The following is a 21,255-nucleotide window of genomic DNA, read 5'->3' as shown; positions in this document are numbered from 1 at the left end:
ACTATTCGTTCGAGTCGATCCAGCATCCAGGCAACCGACTGCCCAGCGACGAGTTCGTGTCCTGCGGCATAAGCCTTAGTCATGGTTACGAGCGTGTAATAGACACATTGTTCAAGAGCAGCGCAGTTGACAGTCACCATGCCGATGACAGCAAGTTCCTTAGCGGTCAGGTCCGCCGGGTTTGGATAGGTTGGCCGTCGCCCCATGCTCGAAAGCATGACTCAACGGGTCACCCCATCGCAGGCCGGTCGCCGGGCTTGGGGTCGGTGACCACCAGCGCCGTCATGCGCTCCTCGTCCTCGTGCATGATCCTCCCTCGTCTAGCTAGAGAGCGGGCCGGGAAGACTAAGGGGGGAGTCGTGGGCTACGTGGTCTCCCCGGACCCGCTCTGGTGGGCGGCTCGACGGGCAGGGGTGGCGGATACCCCCGATGTCCCCCGGAGCCGCCCACCTCAGTAGGCCGGTGCCGGTCACGGACAACGCCAGCGCATAGGCCCCTCACCCCTGCCGTGGTCCCTCGTGCTTCTTACCACGACGGGTCCGACGCTATCGCTGCCTACTGGTGACTGCAACAGGTCACACGGGGATACGATCCGGTCCGCCATGATGTCGCCGTGGTCACCCCGCCCCCGATGAGACGCCTCTCCGCTCAGGCGCAAGCTGGCTGGCGGGCGATCTCTGCTCAGGAGGGCGTGACTCAGAGTGCGCTCGCCGAGGTGCTCGGGAACGAGTTCGCCAAGATCGCCGACACGGGTCGAGTCCCCTCCTGGCTACGCCCCCTGGTGACCGAGGCTCGCCGGGTCTCGTCCACCCGCCGAGAGCGGTAGCACTGGGCGCCAGGATCACGAGCCTGCGCCTGTAGGCACGAGAGGGCACCCCGATGGACCCGACCGGGGGTCTCGGAGGCTCTCGGGCGATCTCAGCGCCTCCCTCTCCCGACCAGGGCGCCGGCCGAAGGTATCGGAAGTATCAGCGGAAGTATCAGACCGAGCCATCGCTACCGCTGGCGGACGATGGCTGGCGCTAGCCGAGAGCCCTTCGACCAGGGATTTCTAGCGTGAGCCAGCGTGCGCCATCGCCAGCCAGCGTCCCAGGTCGTGACTGGCAGTCAAGAGGTTTCGTGGGTTCGAGTCCCATCGCCTCCACCGAAAGCCCTGGTCAGAGGCAAGAAGTGCTTGAGGCCTCGATGTGTGAGAGGGCCGAGGGTAGCCACAGGGGTGGCCGGGACTGATCGGGAGCGTCACCCTGACGCACCCAAGGTCACCCTCGTTCCAGTCGGGGTGACGCATGCAGCGTCAGTATGCGATCGCCGCTCCACACCCCCATCCCTCGGCCTCGTGCAACGCCAACAGGTGGAACAGCGAGGCAACGCCACCGTCAGTGCTCGAGGCTCGCCTGCTCGAGGTCGAGCTCACGGCGCACGTCCCTCATGACGGCGAAACTGATCTCGCCTCGGTCGTGTAGCTGACGGAGTGCCTCATGCTGTGTCACCAACAGTCGACGTTGCACCGCCGAGAGTGAGACAGGCGGCGCCTCATCGGCGTCAATGCCACCGAGCTCGATCCGGACCCGGTCGAGGCGTCGCTCGTAGACCTGGCGAAGGGTCTCGGCCACGGCGTCGGGCACCTGCTGCTGGGCCACCAGCTCGTCGAGTTGGCGGAGGGCGGCCTCGGCGCAGCGACGCTCGGCGACGGCGTGCTGGCGCCGCTCCACGTCGCTTCCCACCAGATTGAGGCGGCGCAGCAGCCACGGAAGCGACGTGCCCTGTCCCACCAGGGTGACGGCGATGACGCAGAAGGTGGCGAAGACGACAAGGTCCGGAGCCGGGAACGCCCGTCCGGCCACGGCGGTGGGGATGGACAGGGCGGCGGCCAGGGAGATGGCGCCTCGCAGCCCGCTCCAGCCCAGCGCCACTCGGTCCTGCCATGGGACGCCGCCGGTGTCCACCATCCGTTCCTCGGCCCGCCAGCGCACCGTGGGCACCGCCAGCCACCATGCCATCCGCACGACAACCACGACGCCCACGGCGAGCCCTGCCACCAGCGCGACGGTGGCAGTGGAGTAGCTGCTGACGCCGCTGATGATGAAGCGCAGCTGAAAGCCGACCAGCAGGAACAGGGCCGACTCGAGCAGGAAGACCAGCACCTCCCAGAAATCCGCCACGCGGATTCGCCCCGAGGGCGCCAGGCCGGCCAGGCCCTGCTGGCCGAGGACCAAACCGGTGACCAGAGTCGACAGGACCCCGGAGAGGCCGAGGGCGTTGGCGGGCAGGTAGGCGACGAAGGGAATGAGGAGGGAGACCACGAGCTGCGACGCCGGGTCCCGCAGGGGACGGCGGACCCGGGATGCGATCCACCCGATTCCCAGGCCGAAGGCGGCGCCACCGCCCGCCACTTTCACAAATGACAGCACGCCGCCTCCGACGCTGGTGGGGGCGGCCACCGCCGCCAGTCCCAGGGCGAACAGGCTGAGGGCGATCCCGTCGTTCACCAGGCTCTCGCCTTCGAGGATGGTGGTCACCTGCGGGGGGCCGCCCAGGCGCTTCAGCACCGAGGTGGCCGCGACCGGGTCGGTGGGGGCGACGACCGACCCCAGGACGAAGGCGCCGACCCAACCAAGCGCCGGTGCCACCGCCCACGCCACACCGGCTACGGCGAAGGTCGTCGCCAAGACGAGCCCCAGGGCGCCCAGACTGATGGGCAGCGCATTGGCCCGCAGCTCGCGGGGCGATGTGACCAACCCGGCGTGGTAGACGAGAGGGGGCAGGAACCCCAGGAAAACCACCCGCGGGTCGAGGTGGATCGCCGGCACGTGCGGGGCGAAGCTGGCCGCCGCTCCGGCGACGACGAGGAACACCGGGTACGGAAGGCCCGAGCGCTGAGACAGGGCCCGACTGGCCACCACGACGACCGCCATAGCCAACCCGACCCCGAGCAGCGACGCAGTCACCGGTTCGCACCTGCTACGTCCAGTTCAGCAACCTGGGTGCCGGGTGCCAGATCTGGCATGGTCCTCCCGCGTAAGAACTCATGCCGACCAGGCTTCCCGGCTCACCTGACTCAAGTATTCCCCAAAACCGCGGGCGGGTTCAGCTCTCGCCTCCGGCTGTCTGACAGTTCCATGTCAGCGGGGGCTCCACCTAACAGGAGCCATCAACGCCGTAGGCCTCTACAGGGCGATCTGCATCTCCGAGCCTCTTTTCGCCACGCGCGTGGGACGGCGTGGGGTGCAGGTCACCTATCGTAATAGCCCCCCACAAGGCCGGGCCTTTACGACAGCTCATCGGGCCGGTGCCGGACGGCCGACGTTGGGTCCTCGACCCCCCACGGCTGCGAGGCTCGCAGCGACCACCGCCACGACGGCCAGAAAGACGGTTGAAGCCTCGAAGCCTTGCGTCACGGAACCAGGAGAGAGCTGGCTGCCGGCCACGCTCCCGAAAACCAGGCTCGTGAAGGCCAGCCCCATCGCCGTGCCGAGACCACGGGTCATGTTCAGGATGCCGCTTGCCATACCGGCTTGGCTCCGTGGCGCGGTGGCCATGATGGCGGCGTTGTTCGGCGGGGTGAACAATCCCAGGCCAGCGCCGAGGACCACCAACGCACCAAGCCGCTCGGCCGTTCCTGGTTGATCAAGACCAAGCACGGCGAGTGAGGTGGCCACGAGCAGCATTCCAAGCACGGTGAGCGGGCGAGCGCTCCAGCGGTCGGCCGCTCGGCCGGCGAGGGGTGCTATCAGTCCGAGCAGAACGGCCATCACCGTGAGCTCCAGGCCCGCCTGGCCCACACCCATGCCCAATGCTCTTTCGAGATAGAAGGGCACGACGAAGAGAGTCCCGAAAAGCACCAGATAGGAGAGCAGCCCGGCACCGAGTGCAGCAGAGAATCGCATCCTCCGGAACAAGGCCGAATCGACGATGGGCGCAGAGGCGCGTCGCTCGTGGACCACGAAGGCCACCATCAGTGCAATGAAGCAACCGAGCAGCCCCACGATGAGCGAGGACATCCAGCCCAGCTCGTTCCCGAGGGACACGGCAACCAGCAGCGCCACCACCGCCGGGACGAACAACCCCAAGCCCGTCCAGTCGAAGCGGACCCGGCGCTGGAGCTCTCTGCTCCGAGGGATGAAGAGCCAGCCGAGGATCGCCCCGGCGATGCCGGCGGGGACGTTCACAAAGAAGATGAGCCTCCATCCGCCCACGGCTATGAGCAGACCACCGAGGGACGGCCCAAGGGCCAGACCCAGGGCTTGGGCTGCCCCCTGCACCCCGATCGCCCGCCCGAGCATCTCCTTGGGCATCGCCAAGGCAATGATGGCCACGCTGTTGGCCTGGAGCATCGCCGCGCCGATGGCCTGCAGGACACGAAAACCGACCAGGCTGGTAAGGGTTGGGGCGAGGCCACAGAGGACTGAGCCGACGACGAAGACGACGAACCCATAGGTGTAGAGAAGCTTCCGCCCGACCATGTCGGCCAGCCGCCCCACCGGCACCACCAGCGCGACCAGCACGGTCAGGTATGACAGGCCGACCCAAGTGACCACCCCCAACCCGGCGTTGAAGTCCCGGTGCAGGCTCGGGAAGGCCAAGGTGACAATGCTGGCGTCGAGTTGGCCCATGAAGGCCCCGAGACACACCGCGGCGACGGCGTACCAGTAGGCCTTCGGACTGTCCCGAACCCACGCCGGCCGGCGGGGCTCGACGAGTGCTTGACGCCAGCCGGCGGCCCCATTCGATGGCGAAACGGGCTCGCTGCGTCGGGCGATACTGCGAGCCGAACGATCTCCTCGCTGGCTCGGCCAGTCGCCCATGCGTCAATGGTCTTCCTGGGCAAGCGAAAGGTCAAAGAGGCGATTCCGCTAGATAGTATTGATATTAGTTATGGATCTACGCCGGTTGACCCTCTTCCTCGCTGTGGCCGATAACGGCGGCTTCAGCCGGGCCGCTGACGCTCTGGGAATGTCCCAGCCGGCGGTGTCGCAAGCAGTCGGGGAGCTCGAGGGAGAGCTCGGGACCGCGATGTTCCACCGCCTTGGTCGCTCCGTGCAGCTCACGGCGGCCGGCGAAGCCCTGGTCGGCCCGGCGCGCCAGGCCCTTCGGGACGTCGACACAGGACAGGCCGCGGTGAGGGCGGTCGCTGGCCTGGCCGCCGGACAGCTCGATCTGTCTGCGCTGCCCACCCTCGCCGTGCACCCCGTGGGGCCGATCGTGGGATCCTTTCGGCGTGCCCATCCGGGAGTGCGGGTCGTTCTGTCTGCCCCGGAGGACACCGCGTCCTTGGTCAACCTGGTTCGCAGCGGCCGGAGCGAGGTGGGCATCACCGAGGCCGTGACGGCTCCCGGACTCGTGGTCCACAGCCTCGGCGACCAGGATTTCCTCATGGTGCTGCCCCCGGGGTCCGACGCCCGGTCGCCCCTCCCCCTCCGACGTCTGGCGGGGATGCCGTTGGTGGCTGGTCCGCCCGAGACCTCCACCCGCCGCCTCCTCGACGAGGCGTTCACCACCGCTGGCCTGGCCCCCAACGTCGCCGTCGTCACCGCCCAGCGAGAGGCGTTGCTGCCCCTGGTCCTGGCTGGAGCGGGAGCAACCCTCCTGCCGAGACCGCTAGCGGATTTGGCAAGTCGGCTGGGCTGTGTCATAGCGAGCCCCACGCCAGCAGTCAGGCGCAAGGTCGTAGTCGCTCATCGGGACACTGCGTTGACTCCTTCAGCTGAGCGCTTCGTTGACATGGCGCTTGCACCCATAACCACAACGTCCGGGCCGAGCACGAACAAGCCAATGGGGCGGAGTGCTAGATCCCGGCACTCCTCCATCTCGGCCTCACCGGGTTAGGCAACGAACCGGGCTCGGGATAACAATCCCGGCGCACCGCTGGCCGATCGCATGGCGTGGCGCCTCACTTGTCACTCTCGAACTGCCCAAGTACGAGCGTGATGGCGATCGCTCCCAGGACGACGGCGCCCGCACTTTCTACCCCCAGGGACATGCCGGCGAAGGGAGCCGCCAGGGTGTCCGTGAAACCGAACAGCCCGACATAGACACTGAGCAGGAGCCCGCCGATGGTGGCGATCATGAAGCCGGCTGCCGCCACCACTGTCAGCAGGCGTCGCCAGACAACGAGGACCACAGCAAGGACCGCACCGGCGATGCCCTGGAAGAGGAAGAGCGGGCCGATGGTGGGTATGGTCCGGTAGCCACTGGCCCACAGGTGCAGGTGGATGGCGCCGGTAGTGGCGACCAGCGCCGCCCCGACGACCACAGCGAGCGTGAGTACTGCCCGTCGTGACCTGGAGCCCGTCGGTCCGGCGGCGCTGTAGTCGAGCAGTCGCTTGGCCGTGATGCGCTCAGCTGTTGTTGGACCACGTCGGCGGCGATCGCGTAGGAGGTCGGAAGTCTGCATGGTCACTGCCTTTCGTCAAGAGGAGACGAGCGTCTCGGACGCCGGTCGCGGTGGTCGCTGACAACTCGGGCGGGCACCAGGGCCCGCCGCTGGCGAGCGAGGGCGACGATCGCCAACACGGAGGTGCCTACGCCAGCCAGGAATGCCGGGTTAGTAGCCACTGGCGCCGCCCGAGCTCGAGCTGCCGCCACCCGATGACTGGCCCGCGGCCTGGTTCCCGGCCGAGGTCAGCGCAAACCAGCTGGCGCCGAAGGCGTTCACGCCCTGGCCGTTGGTGGCACCGGCCTTCTGGTCGCCGGTGAAGGTGTAGACGGGGCGGCCGTTGTAGGTCACCTGCGGATTCCCGTCGGACCGCTGTGTCGTCCCGAGCAGCGAGGAGTTCGCCCCGCTACCGGCTGTGGGCTGGCCGCTCGCCCGGAGCGGAGGCCAGGCGGTGGCGCAGGCGCCGGTGCAGGCGCTGGTCGTCCCCGAGTCCTTCTGGAACAGATAGAGGGTGCGTCCCTGGGAGTCGACGAGGATCTGGCCCAAGCCGCTGTTGGCAACCCCGACCGTGGCCGGCTGCCCGGTGGTCGTCTTGGCGGGAGTCGGCGATGCGCTGGCACCCCCACCGCCGCTACTACAAGCGGCGGCGGTCAGGGCGATGAGCGGCACCGCCGCCGTGCTGGCAAGGACCGCAGTAGCTCTGTTGCGAATCATGATCGCTCCTTGGTAAGCGGCATAAGCGATCATTGATCCGCTGCCCGCCTATTCGCACCGGGGCGACCCCCTGGTAGACCCCCCTGACTTGTCGAACGAGTGTGGCTGGCGCCTCAGGGGGGAGGCTTATTCGGACGGCCGACGCAGGACAGAGGCCGAGCGCACCTCGGCCAGAGCGTCCTCGATCCGGTCAGACACCCTGACAATCAGAGTCAAGCCGACGTGCTCGAGCACCGTGCGAAGACAAGCTCGATCACATGAAACAGCAACCTCGGTGGATAGCTCGCGGGCCCGCCGGATGCTTCCGACGAGAGCTGTAAGACCTGCGCCGTCGATGAAGACCATTTCCGACAGGTCGATAACCAACCGGGGCGGTCCGACGCAGGGCACAAAGGCCCGCCTGAAGCGCGACGCCGTCGTCCCGTCCAGGTCACCGGCGACGTGGCACACGGCCACGTCGGATACATCTGTGACATCCACCCTAAGCACGGGTTCCCGCTCTCGACAGATCGAGCCGAGGGGGACGGATCGTGTGCACCGAGTTCCTTCTCCTATCCGCTGGCGCTCGGATGGCCATGGAGGGCTGCCAGGACAACGCTCACCAACTGTGCGGCACCTAGCCGTCGCCCGTAGTGCTCTCTCGCCAGATCGAGCTCCAGCGGGACGAGGACTTCACGCTGGAGAGCCGACACGGTCTGATCCGTTGTTCGGGCCAGGGTCAACAGGTCGGCAGCCAGGAAGGAGACCATCCGGTGCCAACCGGTGCTCCAAATGGCCGATTCGTCCCAATGGTTGTCGCTTCGGGCGACCGCAGAGATGTCGGCCTCTGTGCCGTGGGCAACCAAGTTCATCCACGCCCAGCTGGGGACTTTTCGACCGAGCGACTCGAGGTACTCGGCATAGGTCCCACCCAGGAACGCCTCTGCCTCGGTACAGAGCTCCCGGAAGTCTGAGGTGGCTTCTGCGGGTTTCCTCCGGTGCCACACCACAGCCTCCTAATGGAGCGCGGATTGCCTCCGAGATCATCCTCCGTCCGCCGCATCCGTCTTCGCACCGTGGATCCCCCTGACTGGTCCCCTTGACTTTTCGGGGCGACGCCGTGCGATCAGGCGGGCACCGCTCGGGTCGGAGCAGCCAGTGCCGCTCCTAGCTCCGTGCGTGCCCTGACGTCGAGCTTGAGGAACACATTGGTCAAGTGGCCCTCGACGGTGCGAGCTGTGACGAACAGCGCTTGGGCGATTTGAGCGTTGGTGAGGCCCTCCGCGGCCAGCTCGGCGATGCGGCGCTCGCTGGCGGTCAGAGCCTCGAGGCCGGTGAGCATGACCCGTCGCGGCTTGGCGCCTGTGGCGCGAAGCTCGGTCTCTGCCCGGCTGGCGAGCGGTACGGCACCGACGCGGTGCGCCGCCTCGACTGCACGGCGAAGCATGTCTCGGGCCTCGACCCGACGGTTGCTCCGGCGTAGCACGGCGCCCAGGTCCGCTCGGGCGCGGGCCTGCTCCAGGCGGTCGTCGGGACGACCAAGCACCTCGATCGCTTCGCGTAGCAGGGCCTCGCCGCGCTGACCTCCGGCCACGAGACCGGCGGCCCGCAGCGCCACGCCGAGAGCGCGGGGGGCGCCGAAGGCGCGGGCCAGCTCCAGCTCTTCCTTGCTCAACCGTCGGGCCGCTTCGGTGTCACCGAGAGCCAGCTCCGCCAAGGCGGCGTCGGAGCGCCACGGCAGGTAGCACGGGCTGAGTGCTTGTGTCCGGGTGGCGATCTCCCCGGCGGCGCGGAAGTCGTCGAGCGCCACACCGAGGTGCCGCTGAGCGAACCGGAGGCGGCCCCGGGCGTGGCGAAGAACCCCAGCTGCCTGGGAGGTGCTGTGGAGATCGGCAGTCGACTCGAGGGCGCCCTCGGCCTGGTCCAGCTCGCCCCGCTCGACCAGGGCGTCGACGAGTACGCCCGTAGCCAACAAACGGTAGAGCGGCGGAGCGGACAGGCCCCGAGCCTCGAGGAGGGCGCGCGCATCAGCCTCGGCTGCGGTGGGATCGCTACGCCGAGCCGCGAGCCAGGCCCGTTGAGCCAAGACCGCGGGTAGGAGCAGCCCGTCGGCGGCAGCGCGCGCCTCGGCCGCGGCGGCGTCGTTGAGGACCTGTGCCTCGTCGTACTGCTCCGCCCAGAACAGCGCAACCGTGGCGATGGGGAACCACGGCGGTTCGCCAAGATCGGGCAGCGGCCGCGGGCCGGCGTTGACCGCCCGGCGTGCCAAGTCGGACGCCCGCTCGGCCCGCTCGTTTGCAGTCGCAGCCACGAACCCCGCTACTGCCAATGCGAAGCGAGGCGCGCTGTCCTCGCTGACCCGCTCGAGGAGGGCACGAGCTCGATCAGCCAGAGACGGTGCAATGGCGGCGTCGAGCAACCCGCAGGCGACCGCCAAGGCCTCGAGCACCATCTGGGCCTCGGGTTCGCGCCCATCCAGGCGCGCAGCGACGCGATCGCATACATCGACCGCCTCGGCCAGCCTCAGGTGGAAACCCAGCGCGCTGGCGAGCAGGAGCGCGGCGGCGATTCGGGTCGTATCGTGCTGCGCCGAATCCACCGCTTCTTCGAGATGGTCCCGCCAGGTCGGCTGACCGGCGCTGAACTCGGCCAGGCCCAGCTCGAGCAGAATGGCTGCTTTCGCCTCGGGTACTGGCGGCTCGGCGAGGGCTCGGCGCAGATAGGTGGCCGCCGACTCGGGCGCGCCCGCTGCGGCCGCCTCCCCCGCGGCTGCCCGCAGCTGCCCGACCACCCAGCCGTCACCCGCCCGCGCGGTCGCCAGCAGGTGCTCAGCCACCCGGCCAGCGCTCTCGTGACTTTCGGCCAGCAGCCTCGCGGCGCGCCCGTGCGCCTCGGCGAGCTCGGTGGCCGCGATCTCGCTATAGACAGCGCCGCGCAGAAGGGGGTGGGCGAAGGAAAGCGGCCCCTCCTCCAGTACCCCGGCCCTGACAAGGAGCTCGACCGCCCCGGCCGCCTCCGCAGGTCCCAGTCCGGCCAGTCGGGCGCCACTGGCAAGCTCAGCCCGCTCCAGAACCGCCACCGACCGGGCGAGCCTGGCGGCGTCGGGACCCAGCTGCCCGAGCCGCCGTGTCGCCCAGCGGCTCAGGGTGGCGATGGCGAGACCGCGGACCTTTCCTGCCGAGGCGGCGACCGGGGAGATCCGCCCCTCGCGCAGGGCCTCGACGAGCGTGCCGACCAGAAACGGCATGCCCCCCGTCGCCTCCCGGCACGCCGCCGCGAAGTCGTCGTCCGGCTCAGCTCCCAAGCCCGCGGCCACGAGCCTGGCGACCCCTGCTGTGGTCAGTGGTCTCAGCCTTACCAACTCGGTGCCGGGGTCCATCGCCACCGTAGCCAGCAGCTCCCGACTCTCTCCCGCCTCGTGTGGGCGAGCCCCCATGAGCACCGCCACGGGCAGCTCCTCGAGACGGGGCAGCAGGAAGGCCAGAAAACGCAGCGACGCGCGGTCCGCCCACTGCGCGTCATCCACCACCAGAGCCATAGGGCGCTCGGCCGCCAGGTTGACGCAGAGCCAGTACAGACCGTGCAGTGCAGCGAAGGACGGGTCGGGGGCGACCGGCGGCGCCACAGGTACTCCCTCGGCCAGACCCGGGAGGCCCAGCAGTCGTGCCGCCACAGCGGAAGGCCCGTCCAGGAGGGAGGAACGCTCTGGTTCCGACGCCCCCGCCAGTACTGGCTCGACCAGCTGGCGCACCACGCTGAAGGCGAACTCTCGCTCCAGCTCGGCGCCACGCGCCCGCAACACCCGCATGCCCTCGTCCTGAGCGGTGTCGCGAGCGCGTGCCAGCAGAGCGGTCTTGCCGATTCCGGCCGGCCCCTCGACGACGAGCGCGCTCCCCCGGCCCTCCTGCGCCCGCTTCAGACACCGCCCGATCCGCTCCAGCTCTCGGTCACGCTCGAGCAACACGTCACCGGGCTCGCCCACACCCCCCATCACGGCTCACGGTAGCCCGCCCTTGCCTCCATCGCCCGGGCGACCGCTGAGCGGCGGCACTTGGACGTTGCGCCGACTCGAAAGTCGGGGGGGTCTCTCCGGGGGATGCCCCGGTGCGAACGCCGAGGGAGCCGAGCCATCATGTCGTCACCACCTGGCAAAGGAGCAACAGTGTCCCAAGGAGCGGAAGTCGACAATTCGGACAACGCGAAGATGGACACCGCCGCCCCGCGGTACACCGCACCACTATTACGGCATTTCGCCGATCTGCGAGACGGCACCCACGGGGGCGCCAGCTCCCGGCGGGACAAGGAACGCCTTTTTGGCCAAGCCGTCGCGCTACTCGATCCGCCCGCCCGGCAAGCGCTCACAGAGCTCAACAGGGATGTGCTGCTCGACACGGGTGAGCTGAAGGCGACAGGCGTCCGACGCTCAGCCGACGGGGGCGTGAATGCCGCTTGGACACTCTCGTGGCCAGAGCAGCAGGCCGCCGGCATCGACCCCATCGTCATCCGCGCTGCCTACGGCGCAAGCTTTCACCATCCGCACCTACAGGGCGGCACGGCGGGCGACTGGCCGCTCAACGTGTTCGACGCGGACCAGGCGGTGGCGGAGCTTTCCACCCTGCGTGCCATCGCGTCGGCCGACATCCACAACCTGGTGTTCCAGCTACAGGGAGACGTCCGCGTCATTCCAGCCATGCGGACGCACCGATCCTAAGGGCGGACGAGATGACCGCAAATCCTGGGTTCTGGCCCGACAATGCTCAGCTGGCCGTGACCATCTCCATGCAGTTCGAGGCCGGCGGGCAGCCTCGCTCAGGCGCGCCGGGACCGGTCACCGAACCGATCGAGCCAGGCTATCCCGACCTGGTGCAGAACTCCTTCTACGACTACGGCGTGCGTGAAGGAATTCCCCGCATGCTCGAGCTCTTCGACAAGCACGACGTGCAGATCACATCCTTCATGATCGGCGAAGCCGTCGACCGGCACCCCGAGCTCGCCCTCGAGATCGTGCGCCGCGGCCATGAAGCTGCGGCCCACGGTCGACATTGGGCAAATCAGTACCTCCTCCCTCCCGAGGAGGAGCGCGCCTGGATCGAAGACAGCGTCCGATCGATCGAGCGGGCCACCGGGACGAGGCCAGTGGGCTACAACAACTACTGGATGCGCGGGAGCGTCCACACCCTCGAGCTGCTTCAGCAGCTCGGTTTCACCTACCACATCGACGACCTGTCGGGCGACGAGCCGTTCATCCAGCACATCGCCGGAAAGGCCTTCGTCACCGTGCCGTACACGGTGCACATGAACGACATCGCGTCCTTCGACTTCTCAGGATTCTCGCCGGACGCCTACGAACAGCAGCTCTGCGATGAGTTCGATCAGCTCTACGAGGAGGGAGCTCGGCGGAGGCGGATGATGTCGATCTCCTTGCACGACCGGATCTCCGGTCACGCATCGCGAGTGCGGGTGATCGACCGCTTCCTCAGCTGGGCTCGCCAACGGCCGAATGTGTGGTGGGCGCCCAGAGCTCAGATCGCTCGGTGGGCACTCGCCACGCAAGAGCTCACGCCGACTGTCGCGCGTGCTCCCGCCGAGGTCAGCGGACTGCCCGGCGAGAGTCGGACGCCGCTGGTCGCCGAGCCTGGCGGCCGCGATCGGGACTAGCAAGTCCGAATCGTTCGAATCCTCCAAGGACGTCCCCGACTAGTCGGGAGGCGATCGATGGCAAAGGAGGTATTGGGAAAGGACGTCGTCTCCTCACAACGGGTGAAGGTCAACGGGGGACGCAGCTCACTACTCGAGGTGAAAGAACTCCTCTAGCCGCCGAGGGGGCCCGTAAGTACGGTCGTCACAGGCTCCACGAGCCTGGCTATGAATGACGACTCCACCAACGCAGAAGCGCCTGTCCGGGTGGTCCTGGTCGACGACGACGAGATCATCGTCGTGGGACTCCAGGCCATGCTCGCTCGGCACGCCGACCAGGTCAACGTCGTCGGCGTGGCGCTCGTCACCGAAGACGTGCTCACCAAGGCGCTCGGCCTCAGCGCTGACGTCGTGCTGCTCGACACGACGCTCCACCACACCAGCGGTCTCGAGCTGGCCGCGGAGCTCGTGGGCGAGAAGCCACCATTCCGGGTGGTGATCTTCACCGACGACAGCGACGAGCGCCGGCTGTTCGATGCCCTGCGACTCGGTGTCTCCGGGTACCTGCTCAAATCGCAGAGCGCTGCGCAGCTCGCGGACCACCTCGTGCTCGTCGCCAACGGACAGGTGATCGTGGACCCGACCATGGCGACGCGCATCGCCAAGCACGCCGCGCATCTCGGCGACAACCAGGGGTGGCCCGGCAGTCAGCTCGGATTGAGCCAGCGGGAGAGCCAGGTGCTCGGTCTTCTCGTCGAAGGATTGAGCAACCGACTCATCGCCGCCCAACTCGTCGTCGGCGAAGAGACCGTGAAAACCCACCTGCGCTCCATCTACCGCAAACTCGGCGTCAACGACCGCGCCCATGCCATCGCCACGGTCCTCCGACAGGGCATCTTCACCTAAGGGACCGTCCGAGGACGGAGGGCGCGACCCTCCGTCGCGGCGGACTCGACCCGCACAGCGGTGCTGGTCAACTTGCAGCTGGGAGCTAGCGACAAGTGGGCATCACGACACGATCGAGTCGCCTGCAGGGACACATTCAAGGGAGAACATGGACATCGATGAGGAGACTACAGAGCGGATTCGTGCGCTGGCCGTCGAGTCGCACGTGCTCGAAGCCAGCGTCAGGCGAGCCATCCTCGAGCAGCTCCTGACGCAAGGGACACAGGTCGTCGGCGCCCGGGAGATCCTGGACCTGGCCGAGGCGTTCGCGTGGGTCACCAACCCCGGTCAGACCCACAGCGGTCGGGCGTAGAACCCCCGACGCCATCTCCCGCCATTGCGGGCTGACCCCGTGCCTGCAGCCCGAGCCGCCGGCCAGATTCACTGGTGGGCGCAGCTACTGGCTATGCTCCGTCTAGCGAATAGCTGGGAGTAGACGCGCCCGAGCCCGGTTCTGCCGATTGCGGCGTCCATGCTTGGCCTTGATGGCGTGTGCCACGGTCGGCGCCGGGTAGCTCAATCGACCCGCTCCTGGACCCGCCGAGGAGGCTGGAAGGAAGGAGGCGCCGGTGCCTAGAAGACAATGGGCACCAATTGGGGGAATGCCAAGCGCCGATTGGGGGAAGGTCGAGGTGGGGTCTCCGGAGAATCGCAACCCGGTCGACCCGAGAATCCGGCGAGGTCGGCGCCACCCCTCCGGCACGGATAGAACGACAAAGGGCTGATGACCGACAACGCTGCCGAGCGACCCAGGTTCGCCGTCGTGGTGCGCGGCTACGACCGCACCCAGGTGGAGGCTTATCTCGCCGAGTACGAACGCTGGGCCGGCCAGGCGCAGTCGCAGGTCGAGGCTGCGGACGCCAGGGCGGCCACGGCGGGCCGTCGGGTCCATGGACTCGAGACGAAGCTGGCCGAGCTCGAACAACGGCTCGGTGACGCCCCCCCGCCCTCGGTGCGATGGTTGGGAGATCGGGCCGACCAGATCATCAGGGAAGCGTGGGACGCATCGCAGGAGCTCAGGGAAAGGGTCACCGCCGAGGTCGAGGGGGCGCAGCGGGACCGGGGCGAGGCCGCCCGGACCCTCGAGGACGCCCGGCTGCACGCCGAGGCGACGATCGAAGAGGCTCATGAGCAGGCCCACCAGCTCAGGGAGGAAGCGCGTCTCGACCGCGAGGATGCCTCCCGGGAGCGGGAAGGGGCCGGTCAGCTGCTCCGGGACGGTCGAGCCGAGCGGGCCGAGGCGGCGCGGGTCGCCACCGAGACCACCGAGGCGGCCCACAGGGAAGCGACGGAGCTCGTCGACGGTGCGCAGGCCACCGCCGAGGAGCTGTCCGAGCGGGCGAGGGCGCAGACGGCCCAGATGGCCGATGAGAGCCGGAACGAGCGGGAGCACGCGGCCAAGCTCCTCGACGAGGCGAGGGCGGAGCGGGCGGATGCGGAGGATGCCGCCGCCGCGCTCCTAGAGGAGTCCCGCCGGCGCGCCGCTGAGGTGACCGATGCCGCCGAAGCCCACCGGGCGGAGACGGAGCTGGCGGCGGCAACGATGCTGGAGCAGGCCCAACTCGACCGGGACGAGGCCGCTCGCGACCTGCGTGACACTCGTGAGCACATCGGCCAGCTGCTCGAGGACGCCGAGACGGAGCGGGCCGAGGCTGATCGGGTCACGTCAGTGGCGGCCCGCCAGGCCGAGCTCGACCGGGAAGAGGCCACCCGGGACCTGCACGACACCCGCCAACACGTCAGCCAGCTGCTCGAGGAAGCCGACGAAGAACGAGCCAAGGCGGAGCAGCTCGCCACCGAGATCGTGGAGGAGGCCCACGTCAGGGCCGAGGAGCTCGCCCGCGAGGCTCGACTCGATCGTCACGACGCTGCCCGCGCCGTGCGCGAGGCGCGCCAACAGCTCGACCACTTCACGCAGACGGCTGACGCCGCGGCGGAAGAGCGGATTCGCGCCGTGATGGACGGCTCCATGGTCCACATCGACGAGCTTCGTCGCGAGTTCGACCAGCTCGAGGAGCTGCGCGATGACACCCTCGGCGAGCTGTCGCGCCTACGCAGCTCGATCGAGAACCTGCGCGTCTGACGTCCGGACGGACCCCCGCCGTGGTCCGGTCTGGTCCACAGGTACTGGGCATCTGACGCCAGAAGCCATCCTGCCGCTCTCTCTCCCTGCCTGATCCGGCGTAGAGCTGTCCGCTTTCGGAAGGAGAACGCGGTTTTGCCGGGGCCGGGCCCAGGAGGTGTGACGGCCGGCACTAGTGGAGAGGTACTGGCTAGTACGATCTAGTCAGGGCACCGTCAAACTCAAGCAAGAAGTACAAGAAGGAACCTGCAGGAGGGGACATGTCGGCAAGTACGGATCGGCGCTGCCACACCGAGCTGTCCGATCAGGAGCTCGTGGCCAGATTCCACGCTGGCGACGGAGAGGCGATCGATACCCTCCTCCGCCGCTACCGGAGCTTCGCCCGCCGCAAGGCGAGGAGCTACTTCCTCGTCGGCTCGGACGCCGACGACGTGGAGCAGGAGGCGCTGATCGGGCTGTACAAAGCGGCACGGGACTTCCGAGCCGACCGCCAAGCCTCCTTCCGAGCCTTCGCCGAGCTGTGCATCACCCGACAGATCGTCACGGCCATCAAGACCGCCACCCGCCACAAGCAGCAACCCCTCAACCAGTACGTCTCCATCTCGGCGGCTCGGCCCGACGACGAGGGCGAGCGCTCCGTGGACAAGCTGCTCGGCCCCGACTCCGCCAGCGATCCTGCCGACCAGCTCGTCAGCAAGGAGGGCCTGGACGAGGCCCGCCGCTGCATGGCGGACCTGCTGACCGCTCTCGAGGTCGACGTGCTTCGCCTGTACGTGGAGGGTAACTCGTACCAGGACATCAGCGAGCGGCTGGGGCGCCACGTCAAGTCGATCGACAACTCCCTCCAGCGGATCAAGCGCAAGGTCAATCAGCGCCTCCAGGAGCAGGTGGACCAGGGCGTCCTCGTGGGCGGCTGACCCCGGAGGCGGCGGCGTCTCAGTCGCCGACGGCTCAGCCTCCGCCCCGGCCGCAGCGGTGGGGCCCGATGCTGAGCGCCATCCCCCCGAAGACGGCCAGCAGCACGCCGGGCCCGAGGTAATAGCCGACCTGGGTGACGAAGCTCGCCAGCGACCTGGTCGGCAAGGTGCGCCCGTTGGCGCCGACATGGCGGACGACGGTGTACGCGTCCGGTCCGATGACCAGCCAGGCACCAGCGGCCGCGGCCAACAGCCCGGCGGCCACCACCAGAACCCGCAAGAAGGGCGACCTCTCCCGGCCAGGTACGAAGCCGAGGAAGATGAGCCCGGCAAGGACACCGGCCGCTCCCGGCGCCAGCTGCAGGTAGACGTGGTCGGACGTCAGCTGCCACGCCACCGATGAACCCAGGGTGTAGCCGAACTTCGGTCCGATGAAGACGACGATGCCGGCCCAGGCCCCCACCAGGATCGCCCCGATCCCGGCGATCAGCATCCCCAGCGACCAGGGCCGGTGAATGGTCACCGGCGGCGCGCCCAATGTCGCCTCGCCCGGGTAGTACTCGTAGCGCCGGTTCAGCTGGGTGGCCATGGATGCGTCCCGGGGATCCCGCGGGTGTGGGTCCCTGGGATACGCGTCCCCGGGATACGGTTCCCGGGGATCCGTCACGGCACCGTACCTCGGCCCGAAGCGCCGATCAGGGCGTTGAAGGGGCCGGTGTCGTCGAGCAGCTTCCGCGTCTGCTCGACGCCGGCGACGGGCAGACCGGCCTGGTCCAGCAACCCGATCTGGACGAGCACCGAGGCCTGATCCCAGTAGATGTGCTCGTAGCGCACCTCGTCGCCTCGAAAGGCGCCGATGGCCACGATCGGTACCTCGACGTGCCTGCCGCTCGGTGGCACGCCGGGTAGGAGAAAGTCGACCTCGGTGTCATGGGTGAACGTCGCGACCATCTCGTCGACGATCTGGTCGGCGCCGACCGTCCGCGAGATCTCGGTGATCTCCCAGTCGGCCGGGATCTTGGGAATGAAGTGGTCGGAGTAGAACCGCCGGACTCCGGCACGGCCCGTGTCGCCAGTGATGACGGGGACGTGCAGCAGGTAGGGATCGCCGACCATGGTGTCCATGGTGGCGTCCACGTCATGGGCGCCGAACTCGCTCGCCAGGTGGCGGTCCCACATCTCGACCATCGACGAGCCCGCCTGGTAGCGGGCCGCCGCATCGGCAATGTGCTCAGCGCGGGCAACGAGCTCGTGCTCGCTCAATCCCGCGGCCTCGACACCGCACTGCTCCAACAGCGTGCGCGCCCGGCCGATGCGGGCCTCGCCGTCGCTCGCGATTGTCATCTCGTCCCCCCTCGATCGTGCTCCCGAGGTGATGTTGGCGGCTGGCGGCCGCCCGGGCAAGCACTGCGGGCCACCAGGCCCGGCGCCGGGCCCTGCTTGACAACGGTCCGGACAGGCCGGGCATCATTACGCAACCGAAACGACCAGATGGCACCACTCCCCCGACCGATATCATCCCCGGCCGCCCCCCTCCGGCCCGCGGATCTGGATCCGCCCCTCATCGAGGGCCGTGAGCTCGCGACGGCGGAGCTGCTTCGCCGGTACTGGTGGGTCTCGTTCATCGGCGGGATCATCGGCACCCTGGCGGGGATCTTCGTGCTCACCAACCCCGGTCGGACCATTGCCGTGGTCAGCATCGCCCTGGGCGCCTATCTCGTGTTCTGGGGTGCCATGCAGCTGATAGGGGGGTTGGAGACGCTCCACGAGGATGGCGCTCCGTTGCGTGTCGTCCTCGGCCTTCTGGGCATCGTCGCCGGCGTGCTCGTCGTGACCCGACCGCTGCGGGGCGTCACGGTCATCGGCCTGGTCTTCGGCATCTACCTGCTGATCTCGGCGGTTGCTGCGCTCGTGACCGCAGTGACGGCCAGCCCCGACCGGTCGCTTGATGTGCTCCGGGGAATCGCCGATCTGGTGGCGGGCATCATCGTCGTGAGCTGGCCTGGCATCGGACTGCTGACCTTGGCTGCCGTCCTCGGGATCTACCTCGTGGCGCGCGGCGTGCTCGACGTCACCGGGTCAATTGCCATGCAACGAAGCGCCGCTCACGCCGCTCACCGGACCTGAAACCATGAGGATCGGCCGCGCCCGCGATCGGATCGGACCCTCAGCCGGCGCCGGGAGCGATGGGGTCGAGGTAGAGCTGGGCGGTGCCCTCACCACCGCACTGGGCGCAGCGCTCGACGTGTCGCCACGAGCGGAGCAGGCGGGTACCCGCCTCGTTGAGCGTCACCACGAACGCCTCCGAGTTGGGGTCGACGTCCAGGGCGAAAAAGGGCTCCCAGCGACTCGGGGGCGGCGGCACCTCGATGGCGGTGCCCCGCGGCACCCGGCAGAAGAGTCGCTGGGCCGGGTCGAACAGCCACGTGCTGTTGCACGACTCGATCACGACGGTCCCGGGCCGGGACCAGCGCTGGCGCCCTCGTGCGACCATGGGCCCCATCATCCCCCCTAACCGACCCGACGGCGAGTGGGGGGCCGTTGCGGTTGGGTGACGATCCTGCGCCAGCGGCGCCACTCAGCGGTGTCACCGACCTGGGGGGATGGGCTGACAGGGGGTGTGCCGATGCGGGAACATTTCCGTGTGGCCAGCCGCCTCCTGCTCGTCGAGGACGACGAACGAATTCGAGCGTCGATGCGACTCGCCCTGGAGGACGAGGGCTACGAGATCGACGAGGCTGGAACCGGCGAGGACGGTCTGGAGAGGTTCGCCCAGCGGCCGGCCGACCTGGTGCTCATCGACCTCATGCTGCCCGGCATCGACGGCCTCGAGTGCTGCCGGGCGCTCAGGCGGGTGAGCTCGGTGCCGGTGCTCGTGGTCACTGCCCGCTCGGACACCCACGACGTGGTCGCCGGTCTGGAGGCCGGAGCCGACGACTACGTGACCAAGCCGTTCGTCGCCAAGGAGCTGGCCGCCCGCATCCGTGCCCTGCTGCGTCGGGTGCGTGCGGGCAACGGCGGGTCGCCGGCCATGGAGTTCGGGGACGTGGTGGTGGTCCCCGAGGAGGGGGCCGTGCGACGGGGCGACGAGGAGATCCACCTGACGCGGACCGAGTTCCACCTCCTCTGCGAGCTGGCGGGCAGCCCGGGCAAGGTGTTCAGCCGGGAGCAGCTCCTCGAGCGGGTGTGGGGCTACGACTACTTCGGTGACGGGCGACTGGTCGATGTGCACATCCGTCGGCTGCGGACCAAGATCGAGCCCGACCCCGCCAACCCCCGTCACGTGGTGACCGTGCGGGGGCTCGGCTACAAGCTGGTGTCCTGACAGGCTGGTTGCCTGAGATGCCGAGGCGGCACCGCCGACTGGGAGTCAGGTCGAGGGTCACCGCCGCCTTCGCCCTTGGCGCCCTTGCCCTATCGGTGGCCCTGTCAACCCTGACCTACTTCACCGCCCGCCAGTACTTCCTGCACGAGCGGCAGACCGCCGTGCTGCGCCAGGCCTACGTGAACGCCAATCTCGTGCGCGCCGCGCTGCAGTCGACCCAGCCGGACATCCCGCCCCTCCTGGCGTCCCTCGACACCGTCCCTGGGTCGCGCTCGGTCCTCTACGACCGCGGCCGGTGGTTCGCCACCTCGCTCACTGTCGGTCGGGATGCCATCCCCGCCCACCTCCGCAGCCAGGTCATCGGGGGCGCGCCCGCCAGTCAACGTTTCAACCTGGCTGGTTCGCTGCAGATGGGAGTGGGCATCCCGATCCCGGTCGTCGGATCGGCCTATTTCGAGGTGTTCTCCCTCCAGGAGCTCGATCACACCCTGCGGATCCTGGCCCTCACCCTCGCCGCTGGCTCGGTCGCCATCACCCTCGCGGGGATCGTGATCGGGCGCTGGGCGAGCGGGAGGGCGCTGCGTCCGCTCGGCGACGTGGCCCAGGCCGCCGTGGCCATCGCCGGCGGGCGCCTCGATACCCGCCTCGAGACCTTCGACGAGGCCGACCTGGCCACCCTGGCCTCCTCCTTCAACCGCATGGCCGACCGGCTCCAGGAGCGGATCGAGCGCGAGGCGCGCTTCACCTCGGACGTGAGCCACGAGCTCCGCTCGCCTCTGACGACCCTCTCGACGTCGATCGGCGTGCTGGAGGCCCGGCGCCAGGAGCTACCCGACCGGTCGCAACAGGCCGTCGATCTGCTGGCCGCAGAGCTGCGGCGCTTCCAGCGCATGGTCACGGACCTGCTCGAGATCTCCCGCTTCGACACCGGATCGGCCGAGCTGTCGCTCGACGACGTCCGCGTCGATGAGCTGGTGCAGCACGCCGTCCAGGCGTCGGGCAACGGCAACCTGCCGGTGGAGCTCGCCCCCGAGGTTGCCGGTCTGCAGGTCTCGGTCGACAAGCGGCGCATCGAGCGCGTGGTCGTCAATCTGGTCGAGAACGCCGCCGTGTACGCCGGCGGTGTGACCAGGCTGGCCGTGGAGGCGACCGACGACACGGTGCGCCTGATCGTCGAGGACGCCGGGCCCGGCGTACCCGCGGAGGCTCGGGCACGGATCTTCGAGCGCTTCTTCCGCGGCTCGGCGGCGGGCCGCCGAGGCGCGGGTGACGGCACCGG

21 protein-coding genes are annotated in these 21,255 nt (G+C 68.7%); 11 read left to right on the top strand and 10 right to left on the bottom strand.

Going from position 1 to position 21,255, the window contains the following annotated elements; genetic code table 11:
* Positions 1–218, bottom strand: a 218-nt coding sequence (locus VGF64_02150) for a hypothetical protein (protein HEY1633531.1), incomplete at its 3' end; no start/stop codon positions are given.
* Between the two features lie 473 nt (positions 219–691).
* On the opposite strand from VGF64_02150, the gene VGF64_02145 reads away from it, so the two are divergent.
* Positions 692–826 carry a hypothetical protein gene (locus VGF64_02145; GenBank protein HEY1633530.1) on the top strand — a complete coding sequence of 45 codons (135 nt, stop codon included), beginning with the start codon at positions 692–694 and terminating at the stop codon, positions 824–826.
* A gap of 550 nt (positions 827–1,376) precedes the next feature.
* On the opposite strand, the gene VGF64_02140 is transcribed toward VGF64_02145, so the two are convergent.
* Both VGF64_02140 and VGF64_02135 read right to left on the bottom strand, forming a co-directional pair.
* Positions 1,377–2,948: a Na+/H+ antiporter gene (locus VGF64_02140; GenBank protein HEY1633529.1), complete on the bottom strand. Its 1,572-nt coding sequence runs from the start codon at positions 2,946–2,948 to the stop codon at positions 1,377–1,379.
* A gap of 330 nt (positions 2,949–3,278) precedes the next feature.
* Positions 3,279–4,805: a DHA2 family efflux MFS transporter permease subunit gene (locus tag VGF64_02135; protein HEY1633528.1), complete on the bottom strand. Its 1,527-nt coding sequence runs from the start codon at positions 4,803–4,805 to the stop codon at positions 3,279–3,281.
* A gap of 85 nt (positions 4,806–4,890) precedes the next feature.
* On the opposite strand from VGF64_02135, the gene VGF64_02130 reads away from it, so the two are divergent.
* A complete protein-coding gene (locus VGF64_02130; GenBank protein HEY1633527.1) occupies positions 4,891–5,826 on the top strand; it encodes a LysR substrate-binding domain-containing protein in 936 nt (311 codons plus the stop codon).
* A gap of 64 nt (positions 5,827–5,890) precedes the next feature.
* On the opposite strand, the gene VGF64_02125 is transcribed toward VGF64_02130, so the two are convergent.
* The 4 genes from VGF64_02125 to VGF64_02110 all read right to left on the bottom strand — a co-directional run bounded on the left by VGF64_02125 (position 5,891) and on the right by VGF64_02110 (position 11,060).
* The gene (locus VGF64_02125) at positions 5,891–6,394 is read right to left on the bottom strand and encodes a hypothetical protein (GenBank protein ID HEY1633526.1); all 504 of its coding nucleotides are present in this window, start codon (positions 6,392–6,394) and stop codon (positions 5,891–5,893) included.
* A gap of 150 nt (positions 6,395–6,544) precedes the next feature.
* A complete protein-coding gene (locus VGF64_02120) occupies positions 6,545–7,090 on the bottom strand; it encodes a hypothetical protein (GenBank protein HEY1633525.1) in 546 nt (181 codons plus the stop codon).
* A 551-nt stretch (positions 7,091–7,641) separates the two neighbouring features.
* On the bottom strand, positions 7,642–8,076 hold the full coding sequence (locus tag VGF64_02115) for a hypothetical protein (protein HEY1633524.1): 435 nt from the start codon (positions 8,074–8,076) through the stop codon (positions 7,642–7,644).
* 119 nt (positions 8,077–8,195) lie between these two features.
* A complete protein-coding gene (locus tag VGF64_02110; GenBank protein HEY1633523.1) occupies positions 8,196–11,060 on the bottom strand; it encodes an AAA family ATPase in 2,865 nt (954 codons plus the stop codon).
* A gap of 171 nt (positions 11,061–11,231) precedes the next feature.
* On the opposite strand from VGF64_02110, the gene VGF64_02105 reads away from it, so the two are divergent.
* The 6 genes from VGF64_02105 (at position 11,232) to sigH (ending at position 16,651) form a co-directional block, all read left to right on the top strand.
* Positions 11,232–11,780 (top strand): hypothetical protein, encoded by a 549-nt coding sequence (locus VGF64_02105; GenBank protein ID HEY1633522.1) that lies wholly within the window; start codon positions 11,232–11,234, stop codon positions 11,778–11,780.
* Positions 11,781–11,791: 11 nt separating this feature from the next.
* Positions 11,792–12,727 (top strand): polysaccharide deacetylase family protein, encoded by a 936-nt coding sequence (locus VGF64_02100; GenBank protein ID HEY1633521.1) that lies wholly within the window; start codon positions 11,792–11,794, stop codon positions 12,725–12,727.
* 207 nt (positions 12,728–12,934) lie between these two features.
* Entirely contained in the window at positions 12,935–13,612 is a 678-nt protein-coding gene (locus tag VGF64_02095) for a response regulator transcription factor (protein ID HEY1633520.1), read from the top strand.
* A gap of 148 nt (positions 13,613–13,760) precedes the next feature.
* Positions 13,761–13,964 carry a hypothetical protein gene (locus VGF64_02090; GenBank protein ID HEY1633519.1) on the top strand — a complete coding sequence of 68 codons (204 nt, stop codon included), beginning with the start codon at positions 13,761–13,763 and terminating at the stop codon, positions 13,962–13,964.
* Positions 13,965–14,375: 411 nt separating this feature from the next.
* Positions 14,376–15,734 (top strand): hypothetical protein, encoded by a 1,359-nt coding sequence (locus VGF64_02085; GenBank protein HEY1633518.1) that lies wholly within the window; start codon positions 14,376–14,378, stop codon positions 15,732–15,734.
* Positions 15,735–15,994: 260 nt separating this feature from the next.
* Positions 15,995–16,651 (top strand): RNA polymerase sporulation sigma factor SigH, encoded by a 657-nt coding sequence (gene sigH, locus VGF64_02080; GenBank protein ID HEY1633517.1) that lies wholly within the window; start codon positions 15,995–15,997, stop codon positions 16,649–16,651.
* 34 nt (positions 16,652–16,685) lie between these two features.
* Here the strand turns inward: sigH and VGF64_02075 are convergent, their stop codons facing one another.
* Positions 16,686–17,240, bottom strand: a complete 555-nt coding sequence (locus VGF64_02075) for a hypothetical protein (protein HEY1633516.1) — start codon at positions 17,238–17,240, stop codon at positions 16,686–16,688.
* Positions 17,241–17,314: 74 nt separating this feature from the next.
* Positions 17,315–17,995: a nuclear transport factor 2 family protein gene (locus VGF64_02070; protein ID HEY1633515.1), complete on the bottom strand. Its 681-nt coding sequence runs from the start codon at positions 17,993–17,995 to the stop codon at positions 17,315–17,317.
* Positions 17,996–18,142: 147 nt separating this feature from the next.
* Here VGF64_02070 and VGF64_02065 point away from each other — a divergent pair, with 147 nt between their 5' ends.
* Positions 18,143–18,778, top strand: coding sequence for a DUF308 domain-containing protein (locus VGF64_02065; GenBank protein HEY1633514.1), 636 nt, complete (start codon positions 18,143–18,145; stop codon positions 18,776–18,778).
* Between the two features lie 40 nt (positions 18,779–18,818).
* Here the strand turns inward: VGF64_02065 and VGF64_02060 are convergent, their stop codons facing one another.
* Positions 18,819–19,145 carry a hypothetical protein gene (locus tag VGF64_02060; GenBank protein ID HEY1633513.1) on the bottom strand — a complete coding sequence of 109 codons (327 nt, stop codon included), beginning with the start codon at positions 19,143–19,145 and terminating at the stop codon, positions 18,819–18,821.
* Between the two features lie 150 nt (positions 19,146–19,295).
* On the opposite strand from VGF64_02060, the gene VGF64_02055 reads away from it, so the two are divergent.
* The gene (locus VGF64_02055; GenBank protein HEY1633512.1) at positions 19,296–19,976 is read left to right on the top strand and encodes a response regulator transcription factor; all 681 of its coding nucleotides are present in this window, start codon (positions 19,296–19,298) and stop codon (positions 19,974–19,976) included.
* Positions 19,977–19,993: 17 nt separating this feature from the next.
* A partial coding sequence (locus VGF64_02050) for a HAMP domain-containing sensor histidine kinase (GenBank protein ID HEY1633511.1) occupies positions 19,994–21,255 on the top strand: 1,262 nt, incomplete at its 3' end.

It is taken from the genome of Acidimicrobiales bacterium, from assembly GCA_036491125.1.
Taxonomy (GTDB): domain Bacteria; phylum Actinomycetota; class Acidimicrobiia; order Acidimicrobiales; family AC-9; genus AC-9.
Note: the sequence above shows the minus strand (reverse complement) of the source record. Positions and strands in the feature narration are given on the sequence as shown.

What these genes read in the sequence shown, in the direction of transcription:
- VGF64_02135 (HEY1633528.1), bottom strand. Translation starts at nt 4,805, where the DNA reads ATGGGCGACTGGCCGAGCCAGCGAGGAGATCGTTCGGCTCGCAGTATC.
- VGF64_02125 (HEY1633526.1), bottom strand. Translation starts at nt 6,394, where the DNA reads ATGCAGACTTCCGACCTCCTACGCGATCGCCGCCGACGTGGTCCAACA.
- VGF64_02120 (HEY1633525.1), bottom strand. Translation starts at nt 7,090, where the DNA reads ATGATTCGCAACAGAGCTACTGCGGTCCTTGCCAGCACGGCGGCGGTG.
- VGF64_02110 (HEY1633523.1), bottom strand. Translation starts at nt 11,060, where the DNA reads ATGGGGGGTGTGGGCGAGCCCGGTGACGTGTTGCTCGAGCGTGACCGA.
- VGF64_02100 (HEY1633521.1), top strand. Translation starts at nt 11,792, where the DNA reads ATGACCGCAAATCCTGGGTTCTGGCCCGACAATGCTCAGCTGGCCGTG.
- VGF64_02095 (HEY1633520.1), top strand. Translation starts at nt 12,935, where the DNA reads ATGAATGACGACTCCACCAACGCAGAAGCGCCTGTCCGGGTGGTCCTG.
- VGF64_02090 (HEY1633519.1), top strand. Translation starts at nt 13,761, where the DNA reads ATGGACATCGATGAGGAGACTACAGAGCGGATTCGTGCGCTGGCCGTC.
- VGF64_02085 (HEY1633518.1), top strand. Translation starts at nt 14,376, where the DNA reads ATGACCGACAACGCTGCCGAGCGACCCAGGTTCGCCGTCGTGGTGCGC.
- sigH (HEY1633517.1), top strand. Translation starts at nt 15,995, where the DNA reads ATGTCGGCAAGTACGGATCGGCGCTGCCACACCGAGCTGTCCGATCAG.
- VGF64_02075 (HEY1633516.1), bottom strand. Translation starts at nt 17,240, where the DNA reads ATGGCCACCCAGCTGAACCGGCGCTACGAGTACTACCCGGGCGAGGCG.
- VGF64_02070 (HEY1633515.1), bottom strand. Translation starts at nt 17,995, where the DNA reads ATGACAATCGCGAGCGACGGCGAGGCCCGCATCGGCCGGGCGCGCACG.
- VGF64_02065 (HEY1633514.1), top strand. Translation starts at nt 18,143, where the DNA reads ATGGCACCACTCCCCCGACCGATATCATCCCCGGCCGCCCCCCTCCGG.
- VGF64_02060 (HEY1633513.1), bottom strand. Translation starts at nt 19,145, where the DNA reads ATGGTCGCACGAGGGCGCCAGCGCTGGTCCCGGCCCGGGACCGTCGTG.